2 protein-coding genes are annotated in these 1,020 nt (G+C 70.3%); one reads left to right on the top strand and one right to left on the bottom strand.

The features are described from left to right. Positions 1-581 (bottom strand): helix-turn-helix domain-containing protein (locus tag ACNAW0_RS30440; protein WP_416291491.1); only part of this gene is annotated, 581 nt, incomplete at its 3' end. Between the two features lie 73 nt (positions 582-654). Here ACNAW0_RS30440 and ACNAW0_RS30435 point away from each other — a divergent pair. Beyond that, positions 655-1,005, top strand: coding sequence for a hypothetical protein (locus tag ACNAW0_RS30435; protein ID WP_416291490.1), 351 nt, complete (start codon positions 655-657; stop codon positions 1,003-1,005). Positions 1,006-1,020: the final 15 nt, after the last annotated feature.

The following is a 1,020-nucleotide window of genomic DNA, read 5'->3' as shown; positions in this document are numbered from 1 at the left end:
TCGTCCGCACTGATCACGAACTCGTCGTCTGCGAGTGGCCGACCCTGCCAGATACGCGAGTAAAGGTCGAGCACAACATCGGCCTTGGCGGCGAAGTCCGGGTCACGCGGGAAGATCCACGACCGGTGCCGCCAGGGCTTGATCGCGTCGGCGGCCAGCCATCGGGCCACGGTGGAGGCAGAGATGTCGGCGACGATCCCGGCGGTGACCGCCTCGCCGGCCAGCTCGGCCGCGCTCCAGCGCGACAGCGGCACCCCGCGGTCGGCCGGAAGCTCACACGCCAGGGCCTTGACCTGCACCTGCTGCATCGCGGTGAACGTCGATGGCCGGCCCGGCCGGTCCGCGTCGGCCAGGCCCTCCAACCGGTGGGCCCAGAACCGCCGCCGCCACTTACGCACCGTGTCCACGTGCACGCCGTGGAGCGCCGCGTTCGCGGTGTTCGTGGCGCCGCCTGCGGCGGCCAGCACGATCCGCGCCCGCACCACCAGCCGGTACTCGGCGGTAGATCCACGCGCCAACGTCTGCAGCGCGCCGTGTTCATCGGGATCGAGCACGATCAGGTACGGGCTTGTCGGGGGCATCGGCACGTTCTGCCACCCCGAACACGCAGTGCCCACACCGACACGCCGCAGCGATTGCGGCAATATGGCAATCGTGGCCAAGCCTCCGCCCGAGTCGACCAAGACCTCGCTACGCCAACGCCTGTCCGCACACGCCCGCAACCGCTGGCCCGCCCTGACCGCGGTGTCGGTCCGCTACCGCGGCGTGTTCGCCTACGTCGACGGCCGCCTGCCCGACGGCGCCACCCTGCCCCTGTTCCGGCTGCGCTACGGCGGCTACGCCAACCAGTGGGGCTTCGCGATCTACCTGGCCAGCAAAGACGGATACGAAGACTCGTTCCTACCCAGCGGCCACACCGCCGGCACCGCCGAGGAAGCCCTCGACTGCGCCTGCGGCCTCTACCTCAACGACCCCACCGCCTGGACCCAACCCCCGACGAATTAACGACGAGGGGCACTT

It is taken from the genome of Micromonospora sp. SL1-18 (assembly GCF_047921505.1).
In the GTDB taxonomy this organism is placed as follows: domain Bacteria; phylum Actinomycetota; class Actinomycetes; order Mycobacteriales; family Micromonosporaceae; genus Micromonospora.
This window is presented reverse-complemented; position numbering and strand designations above follow the sequence as displayed.